Origin of the sequence: Variovorax sp. N23 (assembly GCF_025486315.1) — a bacterium.
Classification (GTDB): Bacteria; Pseudomonadota; Gammaproteobacteria; order Burkholderiales; family Burkholderiaceae_C; genus Variovorax.
On record NZ_JAOOPY010000010.1, the window covers coordinates 191,197 to 197,996 of the forward strand.

Annotated in this window: 5 protein-coding genes and 1 pseudogene; 2 read left to right on the forward strand and 4 right to left on the reverse strand. The window is 60.8% G+C overall.

The features are described from left to right. Positions 1–89 precede the first annotated feature (89 nt). Together N8A90_RS16635 and N8A90_RS16640 are read left to right on the forward strand one after the other, a co-directional pair. Positions 90–1,535 (forward strand): IS1182 family transposase, encoded by a 1,446-nt coding sequence (locus N8A90_RS16635; RefSeq protein WP_262076078.1) that lies wholly within the window; start codon positions 90–92, stop codon positions 1,533–1,535. A 258-nt stretch (positions 1,536–1,793) separates the two neighbouring features. Continuing rightward, complete coding sequence (locus N8A90_RS16640) at positions 1,794–2,276, forward strand: GreA/GreB family elongation factor (RefSeq protein ID WP_262076079.1); 483 nt, start codon at positions 1,794–1,796, stop codon at positions 2,274–2,276. Between the two features lie 257 nt (positions 2,277–2,533). On the opposite strand, the pseudogene N8A90_RS16645 reads toward N8A90_RS16640, so the two are convergent. The 4 genes and pseudogenes from N8A90_RS16645 to N8A90_RS16660 form a co-directional block, all read right to left on the reverse strand. Further along, positions 2,534–3,073 (reverse strand): annotated as a pseudogene (locus N8A90_RS16645) (MFS transporter); the annotation flags it as partial. A 155-nt stretch (positions 3,074–3,228) separates the two neighbouring features. Continuing rightward, positions 3,229–3,855, reverse strand: a complete 627-nt coding sequence (locus N8A90_RS16650; RefSeq protein WP_262076080.1) for a chemotaxis protein CheB — start codon at positions 3,853–3,855, stop codon at positions 3,229–3,231. Positions 3,856–4,196: 341 nt separating this feature from the next. Beyond that, positions 4,197–5,114 (reverse strand): PAS domain-containing protein, encoded by a 918-nt coding sequence (locus tag N8A90_RS16655; RefSeq protein ID WP_262076081.1) that lies wholly within the window; start codon positions 5,112–5,114, stop codon positions 4,197–4,199. Between the two features lie 193 nt (positions 5,115–5,307). Next, positions 5,308–5,706, reverse strand: coding sequence for a hypothetical protein (locus N8A90_RS16660; RefSeq protein WP_262076082.1), 399 nt, complete (start codon positions 5,704–5,706; stop codon positions 5,308–5,310). Between the last annotated feature and the right edge of the window lie 1,094 nt (positions 5,707–6,800).

The following is a 6,800-nucleotide window of genomic DNA, read 5'->3' on the forward strand; positions in this document are numbered from 1 at the left end:
CTGCACCGGGCCGAGGCTGTGTGAAAACGCTTCCCCCACTCGCTCTCTAAAAAATAAAAGGAGGTCACCCGTTTCCAGCGAGGTGGCCCATGAAGCGATTCCTCGAAGGCGCGGACCGACACCAGGTCACGTTGTTGCCCGAGTGCCTTGACGACTACGTCGGAGAGGAAAACCCGGTGCGCGTCGTCGATGCGTTCATCAACGAACTGAATCTAACCACCCTCGGCTTCGACGACGCGGACCCCGCAACCACAGGTCGCCCCGGGTACCACCCCTCGGTCTTGCTCAAGCTGTACATCTACGGCTATCTCAACCGCATCCAGTCCAGTCGCCGGCTGGAACGCGAGGCGCAGCGCAATGTCGAACTCATGTGGCTGACCGGCCGCCTGACACCGGACTTCAAGACCATCGCCGCCTTCCGTCGTGACAACGGCAAAGGCATCCGCAACGTGTGCCGCAGCTTCATCGTGCTGTGCCGGCAAATGAAGCTCTTCTCGCAAGCCGTGGTAGCCATCGATGGCAGCAAGTTCAAAGCCGTCAACAGCCGCGATCGCAACTTCTCGCCGGGCAAGATCGATGCTCGCAAGGAGCAGATCGAGCAAAGCATTCAGCGCTACCTCGACGCACTGGAAACCGCGGACCGCGTCCAGCCCGTTGACCTCGAAGCCAAGACCGATCGCCTGCAGGAGAAGATCGGCAAGCTGCGCGAACGGATGCGGCAACTTGACGAGACCAAGGAGCAGCTCAAAGGCGAGCCAGGCCAACAGCGCTCACTGACCGATCCTGATTCGCGCTCGATGCTTCAGTCCGGCAAGAGCACAGGCTTGGTCGGCTACAACGTCCAGACGGCAGTCGAGGGCAAGCACCACCTCATCGTCGCCCACGAGGTCACGAACATCGGCAACGATCGAACTCAGCTCACTAGGATGGCAGTGGCCGCACGCCAGGCCATGGGCAAGACCAAGCTGCAGGCGTTCGCCGACCGCGGCTACTTCAACAGCTTGGAGATCAAGACCTGCGAGGACGCCGGAATCACTGCCTTCGTTCCCAAGCCAATGACCTCCAATGCGAAGGCGCACGGCCGCTTCGGCAAGGCCGACTTCATCTATATCGCAAAGGACGATGAATACCTGTGCCCCGCCGGGCAGCGAGCCATCTACCGGTTTAGTAGATGGGAAGACAACCTGGATCTGCGTCTCTACTGGCCCAGTGCCTGTCCAGGTTGCGCGCTGAGGGATCAGTGCACGACCTCATCCGCCCGACGCATTCGCCGCTGGGAACATGAAGCCGTGATCGATCGGATGCAGCAGCGCTTGGACCGTAGGCCCGATGCAATGACGTTGCGGCGCGCGACCATCGAGCATGTATTCGGAACGCTGAAGCATTGGATGGGCTCGACGCACTTCCTGATGAAGACGATGGATCACGTTGGGACGGAGATGAGTCTTCACGTGCTTGCCTACAACCTCAAGCGAGTGATGAGCATCTTGGGAATTGCGGGAACATTGAAGGCAATGCGACCGGTGGGGGCGTGAGCCTCTTCCGTAAGGCCTTGCCAGCGTGCAGCGCGATAGGAAACACCGGGCGCGATCAACCGCTTACTGAATGGCCTGTGAGGCCCGTCACACAACCCACAACGTGCGCGCTCGGCGTACAAGTGCGCCGAGGGTGTTTACACACAGCCTCGGCCCATAGCTGAAGTCAACCTGCAGCGAACAGAGGCGTCGAAGGCTGGTGGGCCCCTTCATAATCAAGACCTATCTCCTGCTTTTTCGAGATGCCTACCTTTCGCCATGGATAAATTCTTGCTGCAACAGCAGGTGCTGGAACGGCTCGCCGAAGACCTGCTGCAAGCCGAAGAAGCAGTGCGGGCGGCCCACGAGACGGCGACCCACGAAGAAAACATCGCCGAAAACAAATACGACACATTGGGACTCGAAGCCGCCTACCTGGCCACGGGCCAAGCTCGGCGCGCCGAGGCCATCCGCCAAGCAATGGCTAATTGGCGCCAATTCCGCCCGCGTCCCTACGACGCCAGCAAAGGTATACAGCTTGGCGCGCTGGTCTGCCTCGTCGATTCCGATGACAAGCAGCAACAGCTCTTTCTCGGCCCGGATGGGGGCAGCATGAAGTTGCTCAGTGGCACTCAGCTCGTTCAGGTCGTCAGCAGCGAAGCACCTTTGGGCAGGGCCATGCTGGGCAAATGCGAGGGCGATGAGGTTTCGATACAGGTCGCTCCAACCCGACAGCAGTTTGAGGTGCTGCGGGTTCACTAAGCTGCAAGCAAGTTCACGCCGAAAGGCCGAGGTCAGCAGAGTGCAGGCGTCGTGAACGTACCGGCTGTCTGGCGAGTTCAGCAGTACTTTGAAACCGGCCACTGGGTCCGAGATGACACTGGTGCGTTAATGACCGTTGCCGCCATCACCGGCAGCAACCCCAAAAACTGGCTGTACGTCACTGGCTTCCCGACACCGCCTTGCAGGCGCGTCCACTGTGACCTGCCACATCGCCCTGCCACGCGGAACGTTGCTCCTCACGGCTGCACCCATGTCGTGCTACGGGAAGGACGCGCCCACGTTGAGGCGCAGAAGACGAGCGCTATTGAGCTCACGAATGCGCCCAGGATGCACACGCCCGACCACCCAACGTGCGCGTACACCACTGTCGATGCGAGTGCCCCCGCTCCGCTGCCCACCGCATAGAACAGCATGTAGCACCCGATGAGGCGGCCATGCGACTCGGCCGGTCCTCGGAGAATCAACGCTTGGTTGGTGACATGCAGGGCTTGGCCGCCCGCGTCGAGCATCAGGCTGCCGACAGCCAGCCACCACAGCGACGACGCCGTGAAGCTGAGAGGTAGCCATGCCAGAAGCAGCAGGACCAGCGCAGCAGCGCTCGTGCGCTCGCCCCACCCCTGGTCAGCCCAACGTCCTGCGCGCCCCGCGAAGAAGGCGCCGATAGCGCCAAGCAACCCGAACGCCCCGACGGCTGAATGTGACAGCGAGAGCGGTGGCGCAGTGAGCGGCAACGCGAGAGCACTCCAGAAAATGTTGAAGACGGCGAACATCAGCCAAGGGCGACCGCTGCGCAGGCCGACTACAGTCGGCCAACTGCGGACCTTCGACGACGTGTTCCACTGCGCCATTCGGTGCCGCGTTGCAGCAACAATATCGCATCGCTTCAGACGCTCGCGGACCACGCCATGAACGCATCCGACCTTCGGGTCGGCTACTCCGCTGCGGGAAAATCGCCCATAGGGTGACGTATCGGCGACTGCACAAGCCGCATCAGAATCGGCGCGATGTCGTGGACCATTGCGACGTAGTTTGGATGGTCACCCAGCACGGCACTGGACGGCATCTGAGGTCGCTGCGAGTCACTGGGACTCTGTACGATTCGTACACCACCGTGCCTGGTAACCTCCGTGAGGCCTCCGGTACCATCATGGCCTTCGCCACTGAGCACTACCCCAATCACTCTCTCCGCATAGACCGCCGCGGCTGAACCTAGCGCAAGGTCGGCGGGGGCGGCGGTGTCCCGGGTCGATTTTGAAAGCCCCAAAGTCCCATCAGCCTCGATAAGAATGCTGTTGTTCGCAGGTGCGACATAGAAGTGCGCCGCTGCCGGAGTCAAGCCCTGAAGGGCGATGGTCATTCGAGGCCCGCTATGGTACTTGAGAGTTCGAATGAATTCTCGGCTTCGCTCTTCGAGTGAAAGAGCAAGAATAATCGGAGCAGGAAAGTCAATGGGCAGACTGCAAAGAATGGCGGATGCGGCTTGCGCTGCGCCTTTGCCGCCCGCCATCACCACGAGCCAGTGAATCGCGGGCCGGAGCCTGCCTTCGTCGCTTCGCATCTTTACCTCCAATCACTGCGCGGGTCAGACCCGGACAGAGCTTTTTGATTCTGCACTGCAAGTGGGGGGCAATGCCAAGGGCTGCGAGGCTTTCGTTGCCCGTCTCTTGACACGCGTCAACCTAGCCGCCTTGAGCATCGGCCCGCGGCACAGCCCCGCAGCGAACTTGAGGTATGGCATCGACGATGCGCCGTGCCGGCCGCCAGCGACGACACGTCGGGCAAGCCACGTTCAAGGGCTTCGCGTTGCCCGTCTGCCCCATCCGTGCGCGGCCGTACCGCAACTGCGTGGTTTTCGCCGGGCAGCCCCAAGCTGCTCCCAGACGGGCGGGCCATCGGACTTCAAGAACGACGCGTCGTCGATAATTCGTCCTTGAGTCGTTGATTCATGGCCCTCTCTGTCATGAGGCTCTGCTCGAGTTCCGCAATGCGTTGCGCCTGCCAAGCAGATTCTCTGGCCACGCGCCGAACAGAGATTTCCTGTGCCGTGCCGTAGAGCATGGTGACCAGACCTTGAGCGTCGCGTTGCACATTGCCGCGCGCATCCAGCCAACCGCGCCGGCCGCTGCGATGGATGTATTCCAGGTCGAGTTTGTAGGGCGAACCAAACTGGATGGCGCGGTGGATAGCCCCCTGCAGCCTTTCCCAGCTTTCCGAGGTGTAGAACGCGTGATGCGCCGCGTACGTTGGAGCCGGCATGCGGGGGTCGAGTCCGAATATTTCGTAGAGTTGCTCGGACCACGTGACGATGCCAGACGCCACCTCCAACTCCCAACTGCCAACTCCGCCGAGACGTTGCGCAAGGCGCAAGGCTTCCTGGCTCCTCGACAGCAGTGCATTTGTCCGTTCGAGGTCTTCGACGTGACGTCTGAGTTGTTCCCTCGCCTCATGGAGGCTGGTGACCTCCGTCACCTCGACCACAAACCCAAGCACTTTTCCATTCACCACATGTGGAAGGTAGCGAGCCAGACTCGGCCTCAACGTTCCATCAGGGTGCGGGACGACGCGTTCAAATTCCTGCGGCACGCCTCGTAGCGCTGCACGGATGAAAGGTTCGTTTGCAGCGAACAACTCAGGCCCCAACAGGTCTTGAAGCGACGTGTCGAAGAGGCTCGAACCTTTGACTCCAAACCAACGCTCGTAGGCCCTGTTCGCGAACCTGCACAACAGGTTGCTGTCCCAGTATGCGAGCATCGAGGGCACCTCGTTGAGGATTGCCCATACCGGGTCCGTTGATTCATCTTCATTGGCGTACCGCACGGTGTTCACCTCACTTGGCAGGTTGACCAAAGCGAAATAGAGCCAACGAGCGAGGTCGAATCATCGGTCGCCAGCAGTCTTACCATTGTCGAGAAGCTGCGCGGAGGTGCCCACAGTCGCTGGCACGTCGCTGCGTAGTGGTCTCCGGTTTTCCGGACGATGCAGCCGAGGTCCCAAGGGCTGAGCGCTTGCACTACCGCACCAGGTAGTAGGTGGGGAATTCGCCCGTTCCATGCGCACAGCGCTGGAACCCCGCTCGAAGGAGCGAGTACCCGAATCTGGGGCTGACTATGTTCTCAAGATAGAGCACGCGGGCGTCCAAGTCCTCGTTGCCGTCGAGGAATCGCTCGATGAATCCTGCAAAGTGCTTTTGGCCTCTGGCGCCGTCCGCCACGATGATATTGGTCAGACACAGCGCAGGTTGTCCAGGCGTGGAGGCCTTGAACCAGGAGTAGCGCATGTACGCGTGCATCATGGGACTCGCGTACATCCTGGACACGACGTCTCGCGCCCCCGGGACGCTGGCTTCAAACCGAGCCAGCCTGACGAAGCAGCGGTCCAGTTCAGGCTCGAAGTGAGTGATGGAATCCATCGGTCATACCAGGCCCGCAGTGCGGTGTTCCGCTCGCGCGGCATCAACCCCCAGCTTGGTCCCCCCTGAAGGTTCGGCTGAAGTGACTGGGCGCGGGAAGTAGTCTGCCGAATACGCCGGCGCACGAGTGCGAATTCCCGACGCCGCTCTGCCGTTCGCGGTGACGCACATCACCGTGACGTGTCCTGCGTATGTGGTCCGCCCTCGCTGATGCAGAACGGGAGGGATATCAGCCTCTATAAGCCTGGCAGCGCGAAGCACCGCGCACTTCTCGATGTCGTCGTCTGCGTCGATGTTCATCGGAAGGGCCGTGCAACAAAGGCGCTCAAGTAGTCGCATGGGCATCGCTTGCTCCTCAGCTTGGTAAAACTCGACTCGGCCGGTCACCCAACCGAACTCCACACCTCCGGACGCCAGCACAGGTGCCCGCATCTCGAAGCATGCTTCCCCATCCCGGCGCCGGTCTGAACGCTGCCGTACCTTGAGCGAGAGGAGCGGTCAAGCGCAGAACTCCTGGAGCGCCACAAAGCCGGCATCAAGTGCCTGGTCATAGTCCGAGAATGGTTCGATGCGGCAGCAACGCATTCAGCAAGGCCGGTGCTGCTCTGCTTCCTCATCAGCATCCACAAGAAGTCGCTCAGCCCTAATTTCCGGACGACAACACAGAGCGCGCTGCGCCCGGTCACTGGTTAGGCCTCGAACTCGGCGACCCAATCTCAAACCCGAAATATCGAATCGCTGTCCGGCCTAGCGGGGTGACCTCCGTCACCGTGGCGGAGGTCCGATGTTCGTGCTCGAGCGGTCCAAAGCTGACCTTGAGATAGCCGGCATCCCTCAAGTCTTGAAGTTGGTCAACGTCCGTACGGAGGAGGAAGTGCGTCGGTAGCTTTCCATCCTGGATACGTTTGAGGATTCCTTGGCTCATGAGCCACCCATTTTCCGTGTAATAAGGAGCGATTTGGCGCCCTTCGCAGCATCAAGGATTGACCTGCATCATGGATTGGACACCCGCTGCCATGAATCGCCCCGGCATTCGCGGAGGCTGTTTGGTTTAAGTCAGGCCGTCACCGAGATGGCCTGACTGGCGAGTTGCC

Bases quoted from the DNA above. Each gene is read 5' to 3' on its own strand.
- N8A90_RS16635 (WP_262076078.1), top strand. From the start codon at position 90: ATGAAGCGATTCCTCGAAGGCGCGGACCGACACCAGGTCACGTTGTTG.
- N8A90_RS16640 (WP_262076079.1), top strand. From the start codon at position 1,794: ATGGATAAATTCTTGCTGCAACAGCAGGTGCTGGAACGGCTCGCCGAA.
- N8A90_RS16650 (WP_262076080.1), bottom strand. From the start codon at position 3,855: ATGCGAAGCGACGAAGGCAGGCTCCGGCCCGCGATTCACTGGCTCGTG.
- N8A90_RS16660 (WP_262076082.1), bottom strand. From the start codon at position 5,706: ATGGATTCCATCACTCACTTCGAGCCTGAACTGGACCGCTGCTTCGTC.